Source organism: Clostridium liquoris (assembly GCF_002995785.1).
Classification (GTDB): Bacteria; Bacillota; Clostridia; order Clostridiales; family Clostridiaceae; genus Clostridium_AO; species Clostridium_AO liquoris.
Genome location: NZ_PVXO01000030.1, coordinates 1 through 18,945, shown reverse-complemented (window position 1 = coordinate 18,945; position 18,945 = coordinate 1). Strand labels below are relative to the sequence as shown.

General features: G+C 31.5%; 19 protein-coding genes. 18 read left to right on the top strand and 1 reads right to left on the bottom strand.

The window, feature by feature from the left end:
* The first annotated feature begins 10 nt into the window (after nucleotides 1-10).
* From CLLI_RS05050 to CLLI_RS05030, 5 genes are all read left to right on the top strand, one after another.
* Nucleotides 11-2,050: a beta-galactosidase gene (locus tag CLLI_RS05050; protein ID WP_106063146.1), complete on the top strand. Its 2,040-nt coding sequence runs from the start codon at nucleotides 11-13 to the stop codon at nucleotides 2,048-2,050.
* Nucleotides 2,050-2,973 carry an ROK family protein gene (locus CLLI_RS05045; protein ID WP_106063145.1) on the top strand — a complete coding sequence of 308 codons (924 nt, stop codon included), beginning with the start codon at nucleotides 2,050-2,052 and terminating at the stop codon, nucleotides 2,971-2,973. Before CLLI_RS05050 ends, CLLI_RS05045 begins: the two co-directional genes overlap by 1 nt.
* Nucleotides 2,974-3,056: 83 nt before the next feature.
* Nucleotides 3,057-4,076 carry a UDP-glucose 4-epimerase GalE gene (gene galE / locus CLLI_RS05040; protein WP_106063144.1) on the top strand — a complete coding sequence of 340 codons (1,020 nt, stop codon included), beginning with the start codon at nucleotides 3,057-3,059 and terminating at the stop codon, nucleotides 4,074-4,076.
* A 23-nt stretch (nucleotides 4,077-4,099) separates the two neighbouring features.
* Nucleotides 4,100-5,017 (top strand): nucleotidyltransferase family protein, encoded by a 918-nt coding sequence (locus tag CLLI_RS05035; protein WP_106063143.1) that lies wholly within the window; start codon nucleotides 4,100-4,102, stop codon nucleotides 5,015-5,017.
* Between the two features lie 50 nt (nucleotides 5,018-5,067).
* Nucleotides 5,068-6,177 carry a phosphotransferase enzyme family protein gene (locus tag CLLI_RS05030; RefSeq protein WP_106063142.1) on the top strand — a complete coding sequence of 370 codons (1,110 nt, stop codon included), beginning with the start codon at nucleotides 5,068-5,070 and terminating at the stop codon, nucleotides 6,175-6,177.
* Nucleotides 6,178-6,562: 385 nt separating this feature from the next.
* On the opposite strand, the gene CLLI_RS05025 is transcribed toward CLLI_RS05030, so the two are convergent.
* Nucleotides 6,563-6,664, bottom strand: coding sequence for a putative holin-like toxin (locus CLLI_RS05025; protein WP_106063141.1), 102 nt, complete (start codon nucleotides 6,662-6,664; stop codon nucleotides 6,563-6,565).
* A gap of 339 nt (nucleotides 6,665-7,003) precedes the next feature.
* Here CLLI_RS05025 and CLLI_RS05020 point away from each other — a divergent pair, with 339 nt between their 5' ends.
* The 13 genes from CLLI_RS05020 (at nucleotide 7,004) to CLLI_RS04965 (ending at nucleotide 18,824) form a co-directional block, all read left to right on the top strand.
* Nucleotides 7,004-7,201 (top strand): glycine zipper domain-containing protein, encoded by a 198-nt coding sequence (locus tag CLLI_RS05020; protein WP_106063140.1) that lies wholly within the window; start codon nucleotides 7,004-7,006, stop codon nucleotides 7,199-7,201.
* Nucleotides 7,202-7,224: 23 nt separating this feature from the next.
* The gene (locus tag CLLI_RS14990) at nucleotides 7,225-7,353 is read left to right on the top strand and encodes a hypothetical protein (RefSeq protein ID WP_278335568.1); all 129 of its coding nucleotides are present in this window, start codon (nucleotides 7,225-7,227) and stop codon (nucleotides 7,351-7,353) included.
* Between the two features lie 109 nt (nucleotides 7,354-7,462).
* On the top strand, nucleotides 7,463-7,804 hold the full coding sequence (locus CLLI_RS05015; protein WP_106063139.1) for a PadR family transcriptional regulator: 342 nt from the start codon (nucleotides 7,463-7,465) through the stop codon (nucleotides 7,802-7,804).
* On the top strand, nucleotides 7,788-8,075 hold the full coding sequence (locus CLLI_RS05010) for a hypothetical protein (RefSeq protein WP_106063138.1): 288 nt from the start codon (nucleotides 7,788-7,790) through the stop codon (nucleotides 8,073-8,075). Before CLLI_RS05015 ends, CLLI_RS05010 begins: the two co-directional genes overlap by 17 nt.
* 205 nt (nucleotides 8,076-8,280) lie before the next feature.
* On the top strand, nucleotides 8,281-9,231 hold the full coding sequence (locus tag CLLI_RS05005; protein WP_106063137.1) for a DUF1002 domain-containing protein: 951 nt from the start codon (nucleotides 8,281-8,283) through the stop codon (nucleotides 9,229-9,231).
* 16 nt (nucleotides 9,232-9,247) lie between these two features.
* Entirely contained in the window at nucleotides 9,248-10,117 is an 870-nt protein-coding gene (locus tag CLLI_RS05000) for a DegV family protein (protein ID WP_106063136.1), read from the top strand.
* A 189-nt stretch (nucleotides 10,118-10,306) separates the two neighbouring features.
* Entirely contained in the window at nucleotides 10,307-11,908 is a 1,602-nt protein-coding gene (locus CLLI_RS04995; protein WP_106063135.1) for an ATP-binding protein, read from the top strand.
* Nucleotides 11,901-12,572 carry a response regulator gene (locus tag CLLI_RS04990; protein WP_106063134.1) on the top strand — a complete coding sequence of 224 codons (672 nt, stop codon included), beginning with the start codon at nucleotides 11,901-11,903 and terminating at the stop codon, nucleotides 12,570-12,572. Before CLLI_RS04995 ends, CLLI_RS04990 begins: the two co-directional genes overlap by 8 nt.
* Before the next feature lie 347 nt (nucleotides 12,573-12,919).
* Complete coding sequence (locus CLLI_RS04985) at nucleotides 12,920-14,098, top strand: NAD(P)-dependent malic enzyme (protein WP_106063133.1); 1,179 nt, start codon at nucleotides 12,920-12,922, stop codon at nucleotides 14,096-14,098.
* A 37-nt stretch (nucleotides 14,099-14,135) separates the two neighbouring features.
* On the top strand, nucleotides 14,136-15,374 hold the full coding sequence (locus CLLI_RS04980) for a dicarboxylate/amino acid:cation symporter (protein WP_106063187.1): 1,239 nt from the start codon (nucleotides 14,136-14,138) through the stop codon (nucleotides 15,372-15,374).
* 38 nt (nucleotides 15,375-15,412) lie between these two features.
* On the top strand, nucleotides 15,413-16,105 hold the full coding sequence (cuyB, locus tag CLLI_RS04975) for a cysteate racemase (RefSeq protein ID WP_106063132.1): 693 nt from the start codon (nucleotides 15,413-15,415) through the stop codon (nucleotides 16,103-16,105).
* A 22-nt stretch (nucleotides 16,106-16,127) separates the two neighbouring features.
* Nucleotides 16,128-17,540, top strand: coding sequence for an aspartate ammonia-lyase (gene aspA, locus CLLI_RS04970; protein WP_106063131.1), 1,413 nt, complete (start codon nucleotides 16,128-16,130; stop codon nucleotides 17,538-17,540).
* A 99-nt stretch (nucleotides 17,541-17,639) separates the two neighbouring features.
* Nucleotides 17,640-18,824, top strand: coding sequence for a MalY/PatB family protein (locus tag CLLI_RS04965; protein ID WP_106063130.1), 1,185 nt, complete (start codon nucleotides 17,640-17,642; stop codon nucleotides 18,822-18,824).
* The last annotated feature ends 121 nt before the right edge of the window (nucleotides 18,825-18,945 follow it).

The following is an 18,945-nucleotide window of genomic DNA, read 5'->3' as shown; positions in this document are numbered from 1 at the left end:
GAAATTTTGTATGATCAATAATAAAATTAAAGGGTTTTTATATGGTGCCGATTATAATCCAGACCAATGGAGCGAAGAAATATGGATGGAAGATATCAGGCTGATGAAAATACATAGAGTAAATGTTGTAACATTGCCTGTATTTTCATGGGCAAAGCTACAGCCAAGTGAAAATGAGTTTGATTTTTCATGGCTTGATAAAATAATAAATCTTTTATATGAAAATGGAATATATGTTAATATGGCTACTCCAACGGCTGCGCAGCCTGCTTGGATGAGTAAAAAATATCCTGACATCACAAGAACAGATATATATGGTCGCAAACATAAGCATGGTGGCAGGACGAATTTTTGCCCTAATAGTCCTGAATATAGAAGATTTTCTAAAACTATAGCAGGGAAAATGGCTGAACACTATAAAGATAATCCAGCAATTGTGTTATGGCATGTTAACAATGAATATGGAGCTTATTGCTATTGTGAAAATTGCAGACAAGCTTTTATAAAATGGCTAAAAAATAAATATGTTACCTTAGAAAATTTAAATAGATGCTGGTACACAAGTTTTTGGGATCATACAATATATGATTGGGATGAAATTGAAGTCCCATCTGCTTTAACAGAAATATTACCAGGAGCCTCGGGAGAAAGGGATAGAACTTATTTTCAGTCCATAGCAATAGACTATAGGAGATTTATGTCTAACAGTTTATTAGAATGTTTTAAGGGAGAAGCGGAGGAAATAAGGAAATATCATAAAGAAACACCTATAACTACTAACATATGGAGCATAAGCCCTGAGCTGGACTTATTTAGATGGGGAGAACAATGTGATATTGCTTCTTGGGATAGTTATCCATCAATTAAGGATAATCCAAGCATAATTGCCTTTAGACACGATGTTGTAAGAGGATTAAAAAAGGGTGAACCCTTTCTACTAATGGAGCAAACACCAAGTCAACAAAATTGGCAGGCCTATAATGCTCAAAAAAGACCAGGGGTAATGAGGCTATTAAGTTATCAATGTATAGCACATGGTGCGGATGGAATAATGTTTTTTCAATGGAGGCAGTCTCTAGGAGCCTGCGAAAAATATCATGCTGCCATGGTGCCTCATGTTGGCCATGAAAATACGAGAATTGGAAAAGAACTTACTCAATTAGGAAGTGAATTAAAAAGTCTTCAAGATAAAATTATTTATTCCAAAATCGAATCAAAAGTAGCTATTATTATGGATTGGCCTAATTGGTGGGGAGTTGAATATTCCAGTGGCCCTAGTGTGGATTTAACATATATTGATAGAATTATGAAATATTATAGAGCCTTATATGATTTGCATATTTCTGTAGACATAGTTGAACCTACAGCAGATTTATCAAAATATAAAATAGTAATTGCTCCACTTTTATATATGGTTAGTGATGACTCCATAGCAAACATAGAAAAGTTTGTAGGCCATGGAGGTACATTAATAACAACATTCTTCAGCGGTATTGTTGATGAAAATGATATTGTGAGAGCTGGAGGATATCCAGGTGCCTTTAGGGAACTGCTTGGAATATGGGTAGAGGAGGTAGATGCCCTATATCCTGATATGAAGAATGGAATAAAGGTAGAAAAACAGCTGGATGAAAATCAAAAAAGCTATGAATGTAAACTAATATGTGAGGTGGTTCACAGTGAAAATGCTGTTGTACTAGGAACCTTTACAGAAGACTATTATCAAGGCTTTCCTGCTATAACAGAGAATGTTTATGGAAATGGAAAGGCTATATATGTGGCAACGGAACCAGAGGATAATTTAATAAAAGTATTAGTAGAAAAATATTGTGCAGAGAAGAATATTGAGCCTATTATTAAAACCAATGCTGATGTAGAGATAACCAGAAGAGTCAAGGATAGTAATAAATATATATTTATATTAAATCACAGCAGCAGCCTACAAAAGATATTACTTGGGGAAAAAACATATACTGATTTGCTTAAGGGTGACATATTAAAGAATGAAGTTGAAATTGAACCAAAGGGAGTATTAATTTTAATGGGGTGATGAAGATTAAGAACATTATATGTTTTGATATAGGCGGAACCTTTATAAAATATGGAGTTATTACTGAAAATGGGGATATATTATACAAGGATAAAACACCCACACCTAAATCCCTTTGCAGAGTTAATATACCAAAAAAGTTATGTGAAATAATAAATGACTTAAAAGAACAATATAACATTGAATATGCAGGAATAAGTACAGCAGGACAGGTAGATATTCAAAAAGGGGAAGTAGTAGCTGGAGCTATTAATTTTGCGGACTATAGTGGAGCTAAGCTGGCAGAGGAAATACTAAAAGAAACAGGGGTAAAAGCATTTGCGGAGAATGATGTAAATGCAGCTGCACTTGGAGAAATGTGGGTTGGTGCTGCAAGAAATTTGGACACTTTTGTCTGCCTTACATTAGGAACGGGTATTGGTGGAGCAATTGTTATAAACAGGAGCCTATACAGAGGGGTTGGCGGATATGCCGGTGAAGTAGGGCATATGACTATAAACTTCAATGGGGAGAAGTGTAATTGTGGCTTCCAAGGATGCTTCGAGAATTATGCCTCAACCTCAGCTTTAGTAAAAAAATATAATAAAGCAGTGAAAGTAGAAGATAGTTTGGCAAATGGCGAAGAAGTAATGCAAAAAGTTCAAGATGGGAATACAATTGTTTGTAATATATATAAAGAGTATTTAAATAATTTAGTAGTGGGTTTAGTAAATTTAACCCATATACTAGATCCAGGGACCATAATTATTGGTGGTGGAATAGCTGCACAAGGAGATAAATTTTTTAACCAAGTTAATAGCTTATTTAAGAAGAAAGTAATGGAGCCTTACAGGGGACATACAAAAATAATTAAAGCAGGTCTTAATAATGATGCTGGGTTACTAGGGGCGTGCTATATAGTTAAAGACAGGCTGAGCCATTAAATTTATAAGTATCAGTAAAATACATCTCAAATATTATATATAGAATCATAAATTATTTATGTAAATTTTAAGGAGAGATGAAAATGTCAATATTAATTACAGGTGGTGCGGGCTATATAGGTAGTCATACAGCTGTTGAATTACTTGAAAAAGGTTATGAAATAGTTATTGTAGACAACCTTATTAATAGCAATGAAGAATCACTAAATAGAGTAAAAAAAATAACCGGAAGAGATTTCAAGTTTTATAAAGCGGATTTATGTGATAAAGAGGCTGTAAGAAAAATATTTAAAGAAAACAATATTGATTCTGTTATACATTTTGCAGCGTTAAAGGCTGTAGGAGAATCCGTTTCAATTCCATTAAGATACTACAATAATAACCTGATGAGCACATTGAATTTATGTGAAGTTATGAATGAATTTAATGTAAAGAAACTTGTATTCAGCTCATCCGCAACGGTCTATGGAAATCCAAGTACTGTTCCAATAACTGAGGATTTTCCGCTTAGTGCAACAAATCCATACGGAAGAACAAAGCTTATGATTGAAGATATTCTTAGAGATTTATATATATCAGATAATAATTGGAATATAATTCTGCTTCGTTATTTTAATCCTATTGGTGCTCATAAAAGCGGGCTTATAGGCGAAGACCCAAAGGGTATACCAAACAATCTGGTTCCATATATAGCACAGGTAGCATGTGGAAAACTTGCTTACCTGAATATATTCGGAAATGATTATCCAACAAAGGATGGTACAGGAGTAAGAGATTATATTCATGTAGTTGATCTAGCAGAGGGGCATATTAAAGCCCTAGAAAAATTAAATTCAAATCCAGGGATACAAGCCTATAATTTAGGTACAGGCAATGGATATACAGTGTTAGAAGTAGTAAAAGCCTATTCTAAAGCCTGTGGCAAGAAAATACCTTATAAAATAGTGGATAAGAGACCTGGGGATGTGGCTTCCTGCTATGCTGATACCTTAAAAGCAAATAAAGAGCTAGGGTTTACAGCAAAAAGAACAATTGAGGACATGTGTGCAGATTCATGGAATTGGCAGTTAAATAATCCTAATGGATATGGGGATACAAAATAAATATCAGTGAAAGGAGAATTTTTATGGTAAAACCAACGCTTGTAATAATGGCAGCAGGAATGGGAAGCAGATATGGAGGCCTAAAGCAAATAGACCCCGTTGGGCCGAGTGGTGAGATTATAATGGATTATTCCATATATGATGCCATGAAGGCAGGTTTTGGGAAAGTAGTATTTATAATTAAAAAAGAAATTGAAGATGCATTTCGTGAAACTATAGGAAATAGAATAAGTAAAATTGTTGACACTGCCTATGTATACCAAGAGGTTTATAAGGTACCTTCAAATTTTGAAGTACCGCAAGATAGAATTAAGCCCTGGGGTACAGCTCATGCAGTTTTGTGCTGTAAAGATGTTGTTAATACACCTTTTGCGGTAATAAATGCAGACGATTTCTATGGCTCTACATCTTTTGAGGAAATAGGAAAATTTCTTTCAGAGGTTAAGGACGATAGAGAGTTTTATAACTATGCTATGGTTGGTTTTCAGCTTGAAAATACTCTTACTGAACATGGAACCGTTGCTAGAGGTGTATGTAATGTAGATAATGAGAATTATTTAGTTAATATAACTGAAAGAACTAAAATTAAGAAATTTGAAGATGCTGCAAAATATACAGAGGACGGTGAAAGCTGGATTGATATTCCAAAGGGGAGCACAGTATCAATGAACACTTGGGGATTTACTCCAAGTATATTTGAAGAATTAGAAGAAGGCTTTTCAAAATTCTTGGAAGGTAATAAAGAAAATATATTAAAGTCTGAGTATTTCCTTCCAAGTGTTGTTGATAATCTTATAGCAGAAGGCAAGGCAAAGGTTAAAGTGATGACTTCAAAGGAACAATGGTACGGAGTTACTTACAGAGAAGATAAGCCCAATATTAATAAGGCAATTAATGATCTTATAAATAGTGGCGTATATCCAGAAAAATTATGGGATTAGATGCTTAATTTTCATCAAGTGCGGTATAAGGAATACAGGGGGGATAAATAATGAATGTAAATTATGATATTAATGAAATAATAAAACAATTCAATTTTAGTGGTAATTTTATAAAAGCAGAACCCTATGGTTTTGGACATATAAACAGCACCTTTTGCGTTTATTTTCAAAAGGGTGATTGTTCTATTCATAGATATATTCTTCAAAAAATAAACACTAATGTTTTTAAATCACCAGAAAATCTAATGGAAAATATAGAAAATGTAACAGCACACCTAAAGATGAAAATTATGGCTAGTGGAGGAAATCCAAATAGAGAAACATTAATAATTGTAACTACGAAAGATGGGAAAAGCTTTTATAAAAGTGAAACTGGTGACTGCTTCAGGGCTTATATATTTATTGAAAATGCCAGAACTTATCAGCTGGTTGAAAATCCAAAGCATTTGTATAATTCCGGAAAAGCCTTTGGTAAGTTCCAGCAGCTTCTTTCAGATTTTCCAGCGGAAAAACTACATGAGACAATCCCTGATTTCCACAATACCGTAAAAAGATATGAAACATTTTTAAAATCAGTTGAAAAGGATGTTAAAGGCAGAGCAATAGAAGTTAAGGATGAAATAAAGTTTGTAATGGATAGAGCTGATGATACAAAGGTTCTTTTAAATCTTCTTAAGGAAAATAAATTGCCATTGCGTGTTACCCATAATGATACTAAATTCAATAATGTAATGATAGATGATATTACCGGGGAAGGTATTTGTATTATAGATTTAGATACAGTTATGCCAGGTTTATCCTTATATGATTTTGGGGATTCTATAAGATCTGGAGCTGCTACTGCAGAAGAAGATGATACTGACCTTTCAAAGGTAGGAATAAGTCTTGAATTGTTTGAGAACTTTACTAGAGGGTTTATAGAAACAGCAGGAAAATCACTTACAGACATGGAAATAAAACTTTTGCCTTTTAGTGCAAAACTATTAACCTTTGAGTGTGGCATAAGATTCCTTACTGATTATTTAGATGGGGATGTTTATTTTAAAATTCACAGAGAAAAACACAACCTTGAGAGAGCAAGAAATCAATTTAAAATGGTAGCTGATATAGAAGCAAAATTCCAGCAAATGGAGGCTATTATCGGCAAAGTATGCCAATAAGGAGATACTCCCCTGGGGTCAAAGTTGATATGAATGTTGGAATCAAATAGAAAATGAAAATCTTTTAGGAGGTATTTTATATGGAAAATAAGGATATTAATTTATATGATATTTTTACAAGATATTCCTATAATAATATTCAAATTAAATGTGCAAGAGAAGCTGTAAAATTTCAATTAATCTAACAGTTAATAAATTTAAATATAAAAAATTATTTATGTTTATTTTTTATGAAAATTTGATATAATATAAATAAGAAATGCAGATAATAAAAAAGTAGAGTGCGTCAACACTCTACTTATACAATTCTAGTTGCTTAGGCAACTGGTATCACTATAATTTAATATAGTTAAAAAATAGTAGCATCCAATTGCGCGTGGGGCTACTATTTTTTTGATATTTTATCTATAAGTAACACTATAAATGTCAATAGTGATGATAAAAATAATCCACCAGTAAATAGTAACATTAGAACGTCATTACTCATTAAGTATCACCTCCCTTCATAAAAGAGGTAAGTGATACCAGTAGCCCACAATTAGCTATAGAATTGTACTTTAAAATTATACCATATTTATGTAGAATATATACAGAAGAATAAAATGGAAAAACCTCATTTAGAGTAGTTACGGAGAATCGTACCATAAATAAATGAGAAAATTAGACTTGTGTATTGATATAGCGTGATTAGGAATATTTTAGTTTATATTAGGGTGGAATATTTAGTATGCAATTTGTATATTGCATTTGCAAATTATAGTATAATGAAGAAAGTATAAGTAATATTCTGGTAGAAGATAAATAGTAAATTTGAAAGAGGTGTGATATGAAAAAAGATGCAAATAAGTATTTAACAATAGGTATATCACTTGGGTTATGTTTTGGTGCTGGTATAGGAATTATTATAAGCATTATCATAGATAGGGCTAGTTCTCTATTTTCTATACCTTTAGGGGCCGGAGTAGGAATGCTTATTGGCATCGTCATTGGTTCTATTTTGGATAGTAATAACAAAAATAACTGATTTACAAATTCCAGTAAGGGGAAATGATATATAAACAAAAAAATAGGAATTTGGTAATTTTAAAAAATAAGTTGAAATACATTTTAAAGCATTATATGATGAATTCAGGCATCGATGTACTCTGTGAAGAACTTCTTTGGGAAGATGAATAAAGTAGATAAGTATCTGCTTTATTTTTTTAAACCTAATATTGACAAATACAGTATCTTGCATTACAATATACACTATATTGCATTACAAGGTACAAAAGAAGGTGATTAAATGATTCCATCACAAATGCTTAAAGGTATGCTGGAAGGTTGTATTTTAGAGATTATTAGTAAACAAGAAACCTATGCATATGAGATATCGGAGAAACTTAGTAAATATGGATTTGGTGAAATATCAGAAGGTACAATATATCCTATAATATTGAGATTACAGAAAAATGAAATGATAAGTGCTACTTTAAGAGATTCTGATAGTGGTCCTAAAAGAAAATATTATAAGCTTACTTCAAGTGGTATAGAATCATTAATACAATTCAAAAGTAATTGGATAGCATTGGATGATGCAGTAAATAAATTATTGAAGGGGGATAATGACAATGAAAAAATATTGTAAGGGATTGCTTAAAAGTAACAATAAAATGGAAAAAGAAATTCACAAGAATAATGAAAAAATACTTACAGATATGATAGTATATCTTAGAGGTTCAGATATGACAGAGTATAATCAGGAGTTGATACGTGAAGATTTAATTCAAATGATTATTGATGGACAGAATCGTGGAGATGATATACAAAAGGTTATAGGAGATAATTATAAGGAAATATGTGATAAAATTATAGAAACTATGCCAAAGAAAACAATATCCCAAAAAATAGGAAGCTAGTATAAAAATCAGCATAATACTAGTTGACAAATTTAAATTAAGACGAATTTGTAAAATTGTTTGTAAAAAGAGAACAAATCTTTAATTATTTATAAAGCTATTTATGATTTATGAATTCACGTATATAATATATAATATATTAACTAAACGGATTAAACAATTACATCATGGTTTTAAACATAAAAGGTAAAGGAGATTTGATGGTATGAAATTTAAAATGATTATAAGTAAACTTTTGATTATGGTATTTACTATATCTGTATTAACAGCTGTACCAACAAAAAAAGTTTATGCTGATGCTTTTAAGAATGTTACATTAGGAGCTGATTTAACTGCTCAGCAAAAAGAAGACATGCTTAAATATTTTGGCGTTACTAGACAGGAAGTCAATGTACAAGAAATTAATATAGACGAAGAAACGAAGTATTTAAGTGGAGTAGCTTCAGAAAAACAAATAGGAACAAAATCTATATCCTGTTCTTATGTAGAACCTACTGATAAAGGCGGATTAAACATATCCGTAAATAATATATATTGGGTTAATGAAAGCATGATAAGAAATGCTTTAATTACTGCAGGCATACAAAATGCTAATGTTAAAGTATCTGCTCCTTTTAATGTGTCTGGAACAGCAGCGCTTACAGGAATATTAAAGGGTTTTGAAAGCAGTACTGGAGGAAAGAAAATTAGCGAAGATAAAAAGAAAGTAGCTAATGAAGAGTTGATGGTAACTGGTAATTTAGGTGAAAAAATTGGACAAGACAAAGCGGCTGGTTTAATAAATGAGGTTAAAAAAGAAGTAGTTAAAGAAAAGCCTAAGGATGAAAAGGCAGTAGAAAAAATAGTATTAAATGTAACTAATAATTATAACTACAACTTAAGCCCAGAAGATATTAAGAGTATAACTGCTTTAATGAATAAGATAAATGGCTTACATTTAGATTTTAAACAACTAAAAGGTCAATTTAATGATGTTACAAGCAAATTACAAGCAACACTACAAAGTGACGAAGCTAAGAATTTCTTCGGCAAGATGTGGGATTCAATTATAAACTTTTTCTCAAGCATTTTTTCTAACCACAGTAAAGATGCCAAAACTACCTTAGGTAATGGTACTGACCCATGGGGGCATTCCATAATTAAGTTAAATTTTTAAGAAGGTGAACTTTTACATGACAAAAATAATAGTTGATAGTACTTGTGATTTACCCGAAGAAATTTTGGATAAGCATAACATAGAATTTTTACCGCTAAGAATTTTAATTAAAGGTGCAGAATATCTAGATAAAAAGACAATAAAAATAGAGCAGGTTTACTCTGCAATGAAAGAAGGCATTGTACCAAAAACCTCTCAACCAAGACCTGCTGATATATATAATTTATTTACTGAATATTGTAATAAAGGAACGGATTTTATATACCTTTCATTCTCATCTGCTTTATCTGGCACATATGAAGTTGCTCATAGTATTGCTGCAGAATTTAAGAAAAAGTTTAAAGAAGTAAAAATTTCAGTAATTGATTCAAAAGCCGGGTCAACAGCCACTGGCTTAATAGCTTTGCAGGCTGCAAAACTAGCTGAGGCTGGCTATGACTTTAATATTATAACTAATGAAATATCAGAGCTAGTTAAGCATGTAGAACATATATTTACTATTCCAGATTTAAGCTGGCTTATTAGAGGTGGACGAATAAGTAAAACTAAAGGGCTTATAGGCAATGTTCTTGATATTAAACCAATTTTAGATGTTAAGGATGGAAAAATGGAAGTTATTCAAAAAATTAGAGGCAGGAAAAAAGCTCTTAATACAGTTGTAGATATTTTAGAAAAAAGAATTGAAAAGTTTCCTGATCAGGTTATTGGAATCAGCCATGCAGATGATATGGAAACTGCAAATGAACTTATGGAAATTATAAATAAGCGAATGGGAAAACATAATTTTATTGTTAATAAAATTGGGAGTGTACTAGGAAGCCATATAGGAATTGGCGGTGTAGGTGTGTTTTTCTTTAATGACAAAAACAAGCTATACATTGAATGAACAAATAAGCCATGGGGACGTTTCTCGTGGCTTATTTTTAATTGTCTATAAATAAAAACCACCTGCTAGAATATTGTGTTGATTGCAAACATGTCTCCACTTGAATATGTACTTATATTACATTATTATTAAGTTAATGATAAAATTTCAGTAAAATATCCCTGGGACTTAAATTTAAGGAGAAAGTATATGAAAAATACAAAAATAAAGCTAAGGACTAAAATAACAATGTTAAATATAATAGTAGTTTTTATAGCTTTAATACTCACAGTTATATTTATGTCTCAACTTAGAGTGTCTTGGATTAGAAAAGATACGGAAATCAACTTAATGAATATAAGTAAAATAGTATCAAAGTCTCCTTTAGTAGTAGAAGCTCTTAAAAATAACGATAATAAAGAAAAGGTACAAGCTTATGTAAAAAGTGTAATAAATTCATCTAAAAATATAGATTCATTAATTGTAATGGATTTAAGTGGAAATAGTTATGGCAATTCAGAATTTCAGAATATTCCTATTGGAAAGGATATAGATATATATAGTGAAGCTGCTATTCAAAATGGAGATAATTTAAATGATATGATACAAAGCTTTGGAAAACTTATTATATGTTTTGTACCTATAAAAGATGGAAATAATGTTCCTGTAGGCTTTGTAGTATCAAAGGTTCTAACTTCAAATTTAGAGGTAGCACGATATGAAATAATGGCAGTGCTGTTAATGGTAATATTTTCAGGACTACTTATAGGCAGCGTAGGCGCTCTTATAATATCCAATAGCGTAAAAAGCTCTCTTTTAGGATATGAAGCAGAGCAAATTTCAAAGCTATTTGTTCAGAAACAGGAAGTTTTAGATACATTAGAGGAAGGAATTATTGCAGTAGATGAAAAATTTAAAATAACCTTTTATAATAAAGGTGCTATAAATATATTAAAAATAAAAGATGAAGATATAATAGGAAAGGATATTTTTAAGATAATCCCTAATTCAAATTTGGGAAAAATATTTGTAAATGGAGAGGCTCAGTATAATAAGGAAATGCTTATAAAAGATACGGTTATATTAACCAACAGAATACCTATAATGAAAAAAGACAAAATTATAGGAGCTGTTGCTATATTTAGGGATAAAACAGAATTAACCAGATTAGCAGAAGAATTAACAGGTGTAAAACAGGTGGTTGAAGCACTAAGAGCTAATAATCATGAGTTTATGAATAAGCTTCATGTAATATTAGGACTTATACAAATAGGGGAATTAGAAGAAGCAAAAAAATATATTTTAAATCAAACTAAAATTCAGCAGCAAAAGGTGAGCTTAGTAATGAATAAAATTGAGGATGCAACTATTGCGGCACTTATGCTAGGGAAAATTAGCAGGGCAAAAGAAATGGGAGTAGAGCTTATTATAAATCCAAATAGTAATATAAAAAGAAGAAGGGGAAGAATAAATAGTCATGTTCTAGTAACTATAATTGGTAATTTATTGGAGAATGCTATGGAGGCTGTAAGTTCCAGTGAAAAGGATGAAAAAAATGTGGAAATTCTTATTGATGAGAATGAAAAAGAAATACTTGTAGAGGTAAAGGATACAGGAGTTGGAATAAAGAAGGAGAATATTCCCAGTATATTTGATAAAGGCTTTTCTACAAAGGGAAGTAATAGGGGAAGGGGATTGCCTCTTTTAAAACAAATAGTAGAAAATTTAGATGGAAAGGTAGAGGTTTTATCAGAGGAAGAAGTAGGAACGAAATTTATAGTTCAAATTCCAAAGGGGGATAAGAATGATTAAGGTACTAATAGTGGAAGATGATCCTATGGTGGCTCAGATAAACAAAAAGTATACAGAAAGTGTTGATGAGTTTAATGTAATTGGCATTTGTAATAATGGTAAAGATGCTTTAGAGATGATAAAGAATAATAATATAGATTTGATTATATTAGATATTTATATGCCTAAATTGGATGGTATAGGTTTTTTAAAAGAAATAAGAAACTCTGGTATTAGTACAGATATAATTATGGTTACTGCAGCGGATGAGTCGGACAAATTAAATGAGGTTTTAAAATTAGGAGCTATAGATTATCTCATTAAGCCTTTTGAATATGAAAGATTTAAGGATGCCTTAAATAAGTTTAAAGTTAGACATAAGGTGCTGAGCCAAAAATCTATAATTAGTCAAGATGATATAGATAGAATAACTAATCAAAGTAACTTTAATATAAATGAAGATGCTCAAAAGGGTATTAATGATAGGACTTTAAAAAGACTAAAGGATTTTTTAAAAGACTATAGCGAAGAATGTTTTACTTGTGAGGAAATAGCAGAAGAAATGAGATTATCAAGGGTTACTATAAGAAGATATTTAGAATATATGACTTCCATAGGGGAATTAAATAGAGATATAGAATATGGAGAAATAGGAAGACCTAAAACCATATATAAACTATTATAGATAGTTAACAATTTACATGAAAAAATATAAATCTTTTTTTTGCAAAAAAGATAATGAAAGCCTTCATAAAGTATTCATACTTATGGAGGTTTTCAGGCTTAATGAAATGAAATTTTAAAATTAATTCACGAATTATTGATAATTGTGAGAATATTTACAATATTGTGTTATAATATTAACAATAATAACTTTACTTACAAAATGGTTATAATAATTACATAATATAGAAGTTATTGCTCCTATGGTATATCATTAATATAGAAACAAAGTAATCAATTGGCCAATTGATCAATAAATAATCCAAAATTAAAGTTTAAAATACTCATTACATGATGGGAGAGATTCATATGGACTATAAAGAAATGAGTTTAAAGCTTCATGAGGAAAATGAAGGGAAAATAGAAGTAACATCTAAAGTGCCAGTAAAAGACAAAAATGATTTAAGTGTAGTATATACACCGGGAGTAGCAGAGCCATGTAAGAAAATTCATGAGAACATTGAAGACGTATACAAATATACAGCTAAAAAGAATTTAGTTGCAGTGGTAACAGATGGAACAGCAGTATTAGGGCTTGGAGATATTGGACCAGAAGCAGCTATGCCAGTTATGGAAGGTAAGTCTATTTTATTTAAGAAATTTGGAAATGTAGATGCCTTCCCTATATGTCTTAAGACGAAGGATGTAGATGAAATAGTTAAAACTGTAAAATATCTATCCCCAACATTTGGAGGAATAAATTTGGAGGACATATCTGCTCCAAGATGTTTTGAAATAGAAAGAAGACTTAAAGAGGAGTTAGATATACCTGTATTTCATGATGATCAGCATGGTACAGCTATAGTAGTTTTAGCAGGACTTATAAATGCTTTAAAATTAGTTAATAAAAAAATAGAGGAAGTAAAAATAGTTATTAATGGAGCAGGATCTGCTGGCATATCCATTTGTAAATTACTTATGGCAGCTGGAGCTAAAAATATAGTTATGTGTGACTTGAAGGGCGCTTTACGACAGGGAGAACAATGGATGAATGAAGCTCAGAGTCAAATTGCAAAGGTTACCAATAGAAATTTAGAAAGGGGGACTATTAAAGACATTATTAAGGGAAAAGATGTATTTATTGGTGTGTCTGGACCTAAGGTATTAACAGAAGAAATGGTATCTACCATGAATAAGGATGCTATAGTATTTGCTATGGCAAACCCTGTACCAGAAATACTTCCAGAGGAAGCACTAAAAGGTGGAGCTAGAGTTGTAGCTACTGGTAGATCAGATTATCCTAATCAAATAAATAATGTGTTGGTTTTCCCAGGTATATTTAGAGGGGCACTAGATGTTAGGGCAAAAGCTATAACAGAAGAAATGAAATTAGAAGCTGCTAGGGCTATAGCTAGTATAGTGGATGACAGTGAATTAAATGAAAAATGTATTATACCAGATGCTTTTGATAAAAGAGTAGCTGAAGTTGTAGCAAAGGCAGTAGGAGAAATAGCCATAAAAACTGGTGTATCAAATTTAAAAAAATAAAATAAGGTTAGGGGGCTTTTCTATGAGTAAGAAAAAAATGAGCCTAGTTACAAAAATAATGATAGGCTTAATTCTAGGAATTATAGTGGGATTATTCTTTGTATCTGCACCTAAAATTGCAACTACCTATATTCAACCTATAGGAACTTTATTCTTAAACCTTATCAAGATGACCATAGTTCCATTGGTATTTGCTTCATTAGTTGTTGGTGCAGCAAGTATTGGAGATGTTAAAAAGTTAGGTAGAATTGGTGGAAAGACTATGATATATTTCTTTGCTACTACTGCCATTGCTATACTAATAGGATTAGTTGTTGCTAATATATTTAAACCAGGAGTAGGAGTTCAATTAGTTCAGGGTGCAAAACCAAAGGCTACTGAGGCACCTTCAATAGTACAAACTTTATTGGATATAGTTCCAACTAACCCAGTAGATGCATTAGCAAAAGGAAATATGCTTCAAATTATATTCTTTGCATTATTTACAGGAGTAGGAGCTACTTTTATAGGAGAAAAAGGGCAAGCTTATTTGAAATTTTGTGATAGCTTAGCAGAAATTATGTATAAAATTACTGAGATCATAATGAACTTAGCACCTTATGGTGTATTTGCTCTTATAGTACCAGTTATAGCTACTAATGGACCTAAGGTATTACTTCCACTTGCTAAGTTAATACTAGTTTGTTATTTAGGATTTATTTTACATGCAATTATAGCTTACTCTTTCTCAGTTAGAGCTTTTTCAAAGATATCTCCAAAGGAATTCTTTAAAGGGGCTTCACCTGCTACAGCAATTGCTTTTAGTACAAGTAGTAGTTCAGGAACATTACCTATAACTATAAAAACAGCAAAAGAAACCTTTGGAGTATCAGATAGTATTGCAAGTTTTGTGCTTCCACTTGGGACTACAATAAATATGGATGGAACTGCAATTTATCAAGGTGTTTGTGCAATATTTATTGCCCAAGCTTATGGAATACCACTTGGCATAGGACAACAGCTTACAATTCTACTTACTGCCCTTCTTGCTTCAATTGGAACAGCAGGAGTTCCAGGTGCAGGATTTATGATGCTCATGATGGTATTGTCTTCAGTAGGACTTCCTCTTGAGGGAGCAGCACTAATAGCTGGTATAGATAGAATATTGGATATGGGTAGAACAGCAGTTAATGTTACAGGAAATGTATCTGCGGCTATTGTTGTAGCTGCTTCAGAAGGAGAATTAAATTACGAAGCCGCTACAATAAAAAATAAGAATAACTCTGCCAAGGCTTAAAAATTTAATATTAATAACTCTTAAATGGGGGAATTATTATGGGTAAAACTGTGGGTATTTTAGGGGGTATGGGACCTAAAGCAACGGCGGATTTGTTTAATAAAATTGTAGATTTTACTGAGGCTAAAAGTGATCAGGAACACATTCACATACTTATTGATAATAATGTAAATATTCCTGATAGAACAAGCTTTATATTGGGTAAGGGTGATAATCCTATAAGTGAATTAATAGAGACAGCTGTAAGATTAAGAGATAATGGAGCGGATTTAATTATAATGCCTTGTAATACAGCACATTACTTTTATGATAAATTAGTGGATGCTGTGGGAGTACCTTTTATAAATATGATAGAAGAAGTTGGTAAATATATTTTAGAGCATTATGGTAAATGTAAAGTTGGATTATTAGCTACCCTAGGAACCTATGAGGGAAAGGTATATGAAAAATACTGCGGAAAGTATGGTATAGAAATAGTTACACCCAGTGAGGAGGGAAAGAAAAAACTTTTAGATTTAATCTATAGGGTAAAAGCGGGGGAGAGAGATTTTAGTTTAGAATATATTAATGGGTTTTTAAGAGAATTTAGAGAGAATAATATTAATGTGGTCATACTAGGATGTACGGAATTGCCACTAGTATTTGATCCTTTAAAGAAAGAATTAAATGATTTTGATTTTATATCATCCACGGATATTTTAGCTAGAAAAACCGTGGATATAGCAAAATAATATAATTTTGGGGGGTTTTTAAATGTTATATAGAATAGAAAGTGATTCCATAGGAGAAAAACAGGTGCCAAAGGATGCTTATTATGGAGTACAGACTTTAAGAGCCTACGAAAACTTTAAAATAACAGGCAGAAAAATACACCCTGAGCTAATAAAGGCTTTAGCCCAAATCAAGAAAGCCGCAGCTATAACCAATATGGAAATAGAACTTTTAAATAGAAAAATAGGAAATGCTATAGTTAAGGCTTGTGATGAAATAATAGAAGGGAAATTACATGATGAATTTATAACAGATGCAATCCAGGGTGGAGCAGGTACTTCTATGAATATGAATGCTAATGAAGTTATAGCGAACAGGGCCATAGAAATATTAGGAGGAGAAAAGGGAGATTATAGTATAGTTCATCCTAATGATCATGTAAATATGGGACAGTCTACCAATGATGTTATTCCTACAGGTGGGAAAATTGCAACCATTAGACTTTTAGAGAAAGCAATAGCAGAATTAAATAACTTAGATAAAGCTCTTATGAAGAAGTCAAAGGAATTTGATCATGTTATAAAAATGGGAAGAACTCAACTTCAGGATGCAGTCCCAATTAGACTTGGACAGGAATTTAAGGCTTATGCCGATGTAATAAAGAGAGATATTGTAAGAATTAAAAGAAATATGGATGATTTAAGATATGTAAGTATAGGGGCTACTGCCATAGGAACAGGATTAAATGCAGATGAAGAGTATGTAAAAAATATTACTCCTAATCTATGCAAAGTTTCAGGCTTAGATTTAGTTCAGTGCGAAGACTTAGTAGATGGAACTCAAAATTTAGATACTTTTGCAGCAGTATCAGGAGCCTTAAAGGTATGTGCAATTGATTTATCAAAAATAAGCAATGATTTGAGATTATTATCTTCTGGACCAAGAACAGGTATTGGAGAAATAAATCTTCCTCCGAAACAAAATGGATCTTCCATAATGCCAGGGAAAATCAATCCTGTTATACCAGAAGTGGTTAGCCAAGTAGCTTTCAATGTAATAGGCAATGATATGGCTATTACTATGGCGGCGGAAGGTGGTCAGCTAGAATTAAATGCTTTTGAGCCTGTACTTTACTATAATTTATTTGAATCTATTGAAACATTAGCAAATGGAGTAGACACCTTTATAGAAAATTGTGTAAATGGAATAACTGCTAATGAAAAACATTGTAAGGATTTAGTAGAAAATAGTGTAGGAATAATAACTGCTCTATGTCCACATGTAGGATATAAAGCTTCTGCTAGAATTGCTAAAACTGCTATAAAGACTGGAGAATCAGTAAGAGAATTAATATTAAAGGAAGGTCTTTTAAAAGATGCGGAGATGGATGTAATATTTGATGCCTATGGTATGACAAAACCAGGTATATCAGGAAAGGAACTTTTGAAGAAATAAAACTTCAAATAAAGCCTTGCATTTTGCAGGGCTTTATTTATGTGAATATGATAAAATTAAGTAGGGGTGAGTGTTCCTAGATCTAAAGGGGGGATTGTGATGAAATATGATTTTAATGAAGTAATAGATAGGCATAATACAAATTCAGTAAAATGGGATTTTAATAAGGAAAAGTTTGGTGAAGAAGATGTAATACCTATGTGGATAGCGGACATGGACTTTAAGGCGCCTGAAGCTATAATAGAAGCTATTAAAAAAAGAGCTGATCATGGAGTTTTTGGATATACTGCTCCTGATGAAAACTATTATAAATCTATAATAAATTGGATGGATAAGCATCACAATTTTAAAGTAGAAAAACAGTGGATTTGTCCAGCTCCTGCAGTAGTACCAGCACTATATTGGATAGTGCAGAGCTATACGGAAAAGGGAGACAAAATTATTATTCAACCTCCAGTATATCATCGTTTTAAAGGAGCCATAGAAGATAATCAGCGTATTGTAGTTGAAAACCCATTAAAGTTAGTAGATGGCAAGTATTATATGGATTTTGAAGACTTAGAGAAAAAAATAGATTCAAAAGTAAAACTACTATTTTTATGTAGTCCACATAATCCAGTAGGGAGGGTATGGACAAAAGAGGAATTAACAAGACTTGGTGAGATATGCTTAAAACATAACATTATAGTTGTATCAGATGAGATTCATTCAGATTTAGTATTTGAAGGATATAAACATATTGCCTTTCCAAATATAAGTGAAGATTGTGCTAATAACTCCATAATATGTACAGCCCCAACTAAAACCTTTAATATAGCTGGTTTACAGGTTTGCAACATAATTATACCTAATGAAGTATTGAGAGATAAATTTTTAAATGCATTAAAAATAAATGCTATGGGAGATTTAAATACTTTTGGAATAGTGGCGTTAGAGGCTGCTTATAATGAAGGAGAAAATTGGTATAGGGAAATGCTGAATTATATTCAATGTAATTTTAATTTCTTAGAAAATTATTTGAGAAAATATCTACCTGAAATTAAAGTTATTAAAGCAGAAGCTACTTACTTAGCTTGGGTAGATTTTACAGCATTAGGTATGAAGAATGAAGAACTGAGAGATTTTTTACTAAAAAAAGCTAAGGTAGCTTTTAATGACGGATATATTTTTGGAAAAGCAGGAAATGGGTTCCAAAGAGTGAATTTAGCTTGTTCTCGATATACCTTACAGGAAGGATTAAGAAGGATAACCAAGGCCTTAAATGGTTTGGAAAAAAATATATAAAAAAGTTTCAAAAAACTATTGCAAAATAATAATAACTATTATATAATAATAATTGTAAACAGAGAACAAAAATAATTTTAAATAAATAATAATTTTAAATAGGAGGAATATAAAAATGAAA

Excerpts from the sequence above, each read along its gene's own strand:
- CLLI_RS05050 (WP_106063146.1), top strand. The coding sequence starts at position 11 with ATGATCAATAATAAAATTAAAGGGTTTTTATATGGTGCCGATTATAAT.
- CLLI_RS05045 (WP_106063145.1), top strand. The coding sequence starts at position 2,050 with ATGAAGATTAAGAACATTATATGTTTTGATATAGGCGGAACCTTTATA.
- galE (WP_106063144.1), top strand. The coding sequence starts at position 3,057 with ATGTCAATATTAATTACAGGTGGTGCGGGCTATATAGGTAGTCATACA.
- CLLI_RS05035 (WP_106063143.1), top strand. The coding sequence starts at position 4,100 with ATGGTAAAACCAACGCTTGTAATAATGGCAGCAGGAATGGGAAGCAGA.
- CLLI_RS05030 (WP_106063142.1), top strand. The coding sequence starts at position 5,068 with ATGAATGTAAATTATGATATTAATGAAATAATAAAACAATTCAATTTT.
- CLLI_RS05025 (WP_106063141.1), bottom strand. The coding sequence starts at position 6,664 with ATGAGTAATGACGTTCTAATGTTACTATTTACTGGTGGATTATTTTTA.
- CLLI_RS05020 (WP_106063140.1), top strand. The coding sequence starts at position 7,004 with ATGAAAAAAGATGCAAATAAGTATTTAACAATAGGTATATCACTTGGG.
- CLLI_RS14990 (WP_278335568.1), top strand. The coding sequence starts at position 7,225 with ATGATATATAAACAAAAAAATAGGAATTTGGTAATTTTAAAAAATAAG.
- CLLI_RS05015 (WP_106063139.1), top strand. The coding sequence starts at position 7,463 with ATGATTCCATCACAAATGCTTAAAGGTATGCTGGAAGGTTGTATTTTA.
- CLLI_RS05010 (WP_106063138.1), top strand. The coding sequence starts at position 7,788 with ATGAAAAAATATTGTAAGGGATTGCTTAAAAGTAACAATAAAATGGAA.
- CLLI_RS05005 (WP_106063137.1), top strand. The coding sequence starts at position 8,281 with ATGAAATTTAAAATGATTATAAGTAAACTTTTGATTATGGTATTTACT.
- CLLI_RS05000 (WP_106063136.1), top strand. The coding sequence starts at position 9,248 with ATGACAAAAATAATAGTTGATAGTACTTGTGATTTACCCGAAGAAATT.
- CLLI_RS04995 (WP_106063135.1), top strand. The coding sequence starts at position 10,307 with ATGAAAAATACAAAAATAAAGCTAAGGACTAAAATAACAATGTTAAAT.
- CLLI_RS04990 (WP_106063134.1), top strand. The coding sequence starts at position 11,901 with ATGATTAAGGTACTAATAGTGGAAGATGATCCTATGGTGGCTCAGATA.
- CLLI_RS04985 (WP_106063133.1), top strand. The coding sequence starts at position 12,920 with ATGGACTATAAAGAAATGAGTTTAAAGCTTCATGAGGAAAATGAAGGG.
- CLLI_RS04980 (WP_106063187.1), top strand. The coding sequence starts at position 14,136 with ATGAGCCTAGTTACAAAAATAATGATAGGCTTAATTCTAGGAATTATA.
- cuyB (WP_106063132.1), top strand. The coding sequence starts at position 15,413 with ATGGGTAAAACTGTGGGTATTTTAGGGGGTATGGGACCTAAAGCAACG.
- aspA (WP_106063131.1), top strand. The coding sequence starts at position 16,128 with ATGTTATATAGAATAGAAAGTGATTCCATAGGAGAAAAACAGGTGCCA.
- CLLI_RS04965 (WP_106063130.1), top strand. The coding sequence starts at position 17,640 with ATGAAATATGATTTTAATGAAGTAATAGATAGGCATAATACAAATTCA.